Origin of the sequence: Paraburkholderia sediminicola (assembly GCF_902859805.1) — a bacterium.
GTDB lineage: Bacteria > Pseudomonadota > Gammaproteobacteria > Burkholderiales > Burkholderiaceae > Paraburkholderia > Paraburkholderia sediminicola.
Genome location: NZ_CADIKC010000030.1, coordinates 1 through 2,189, shown reverse-complemented (window position 1 = coordinate 2,189; position 2,189 = coordinate 1). Strand labels below are relative to the sequence as shown.

Annotated in this window: 2 protein-coding genes; both read left to right on the top strand. The window is 65.1% G+C overall.

Annotation, left to right across the window (positions count from 1 at the left end; translation table 11 throughout):
* Nucleotides 1-126: 126 nt before the first annotated feature.
* Complete coding sequence (locus tag R8871_RS38280) at nt 127-1,764, top strand: GMC family oxidoreductase (protein WP_217468945.1); 1,638 nt, start codon at nt 127-129, stop codon at nt 1,762-1,764.
* Nucleotides 1,761-2,189 (top strand): hypothetical protein, encoded by a 429-nt coding sequence (locus R8871_RS38275; RefSeq protein ID WP_175055079.1) that lies wholly within the window; start codon nt 1,761-1,763, stop codon nt 2,187-2,189. Before R8871_RS38280 ends, R8871_RS38275 begins: the two co-directional genes overlap by 4 nt.

Sequence of the window (2,189 nt, the reverse complement as noted above, 5' to 3'; positions counted from 1 at the left end):
ATAGCTGCTATACGTGGGATGCCGTTGCCGATCTGGCCCGCATCCATATACTTGACTTATAAAAATTGCGCATTGTGGCAGTCATGAGAACCGCCGTGATGCACGCAACTTACATAGGAGACAGACGTGGCGAAGGTCCGTTTGAACGTCAAAGTCGCCGATGCGCTGATCATCGGCGCGGGCGCATCCGGCATGGTGGCGGCAAGACATCTTGCCGAGGCCGGCATGAGTGTGGTGTGTCTGGAGCAGGGTCCCCGGGTCGATAACGGCGAGTTTGCTGGCGACAAGCCCGAGTGGGAGTTGATGTCGCAAAAGCGCTGGCATCCGAACCCGAATGTCCGGGATCTCGAGAACGACTACCCGATCGAGACGTCGCAGTCCGACGTCAATCCCCTGATGTACAACGCGCTGGGCGGCTCCACGATCCTGTGGGCGGCGCACTGGCAGCGCTTCATGCCGTCGGACTTCCGGGTGCGCACGCTTGACGGCGTAGCCAGCGACTGGCCGATCACCTACGAAGACCTCGCGCCCTTCTACGAGCAGATGGAAGTCGAGATGGGCGTCTCGGGCGTGGCGGGCGACCCCGCCTATCCGATGAAGACCACGCCGTTCCCGCTGCCGCCGCTGCCGATTGGCAAGATCGGCATGAAGGCGGCCCGGGGCATGGACAAGCTGGGCTGGCACTGGTGGCCGGGCACCAACGCCATTCCCACGCGCGATTACGAAGGGCGCAACGCGTGTACGCGTCGCGGCACCTGCCTGACCGGGTGTCCGGAGAAGGCCAAGGCCTCGACAGACCACACCCATGGATCGGTGGCCGCGCGTCATGGCGCGGAGCTGATCACGGGTGCCCGTGTGCGCGAGATCACGGTCAACGATCAGGGTCTGGCGACGGGCGCGATCTACGTCGACCGCAACGGTCGCGAGTTCGAGCAGCGTGCCAAGGTGGTGATCGTGTGCTGCAACGCGGTGGGCACGCCGCGGCTGCTGCTGAACTCCCGTTCCAGCCTCTTCCCGAACGGGCTGGCCAACTCGTCGGGGCTGGTGGGCAGGAATCTGATGATGCACCCGTATGCCGCCGTATCCGGTCACTTTGATGAGCCGCTGGAGAGCTGGGTGGGGCCGTCGGGGCAGAACATCTACTCGATGCAGTTCTACGAAACCGACCCCAGCCGTAACTTCGTGCGTGGCGCGAAATGGCAGGTCATGCCCAGCGGTGGCCCGCTCGGGTTGCGTGCTGCCTACGGCGGCAAGGCGCTGGAGGATGCCTGGGGCGCCAACCTGCACCGCAACACCGCGCGTACCTTCGGCCGCTCGTTCGAGTGGGGTATCACGGCCGAGGATCTGCCCGAAGAAGCCAACCAGGTGCTGCTGGACAGCCAGCTCACCGACAGTGATGGTGTTCCCTCGCCGCGCATCATCTATCGCAACTCGCAGAACACCCGGAACATGCTCGAGTTTCATCTGGCGCGCGCCAAAGAGGCGATGGACGCGGCCGGCGCGGTGGGCACGAGCGCAACGTCGCTGATGCGCGACTGCGGCTGGCACCTGATGGGGACCGCCCGCATGGGCAACGACCCGAAGACATCGGTGGTCGACCAGTGGGGCAAGGCGCACGATGTGCCCAACCTGTTCATCTACGACGGCAGCGTGTTTGTCACGTCTGGCGCGGCAAACCCGACCGCCACGATCACGGCGATCGCCCTGCGCGCGGTCAAGCATCTGATTGCCGAGCGTCGCAACCAGGAGGTCGCCGCATCATGAAAAAGATCGACGAACAGGTGCGCAGCACCTTCGCGGGCATCGCCGACGTACTGATTCCCGAGGCCGAAGGCATGCCTGCGGCGAGCGCAGTGGGCGTGCAGGAGCAGGCGTATCTGGACCGCATCCTGGGGCTGCGGCCCGATCTGGCCGAGGCGTTCTTCCGTGGTATCGCCAGCGCCCAGGGCAAGGATCCCCGCCAGGCTGCCGAGGCGCTGCACAACGAGGATGCGGCAGCCTTCGGTGCGATCGGGCTGATGGCTGCGTCGGCGTACTACATGGCGCCGCGCGTGCGCGAGCTGATCGGCTATCCGGGCCAGACGGCGCGGCCGTTCGATCCGGACGAGACGCCCGAATACGTGACCAACGGCATGCTGCAGCGGGTGATCAATCGCGGCCCCATCTACCGGCCTACCCCGCAGAAGTGA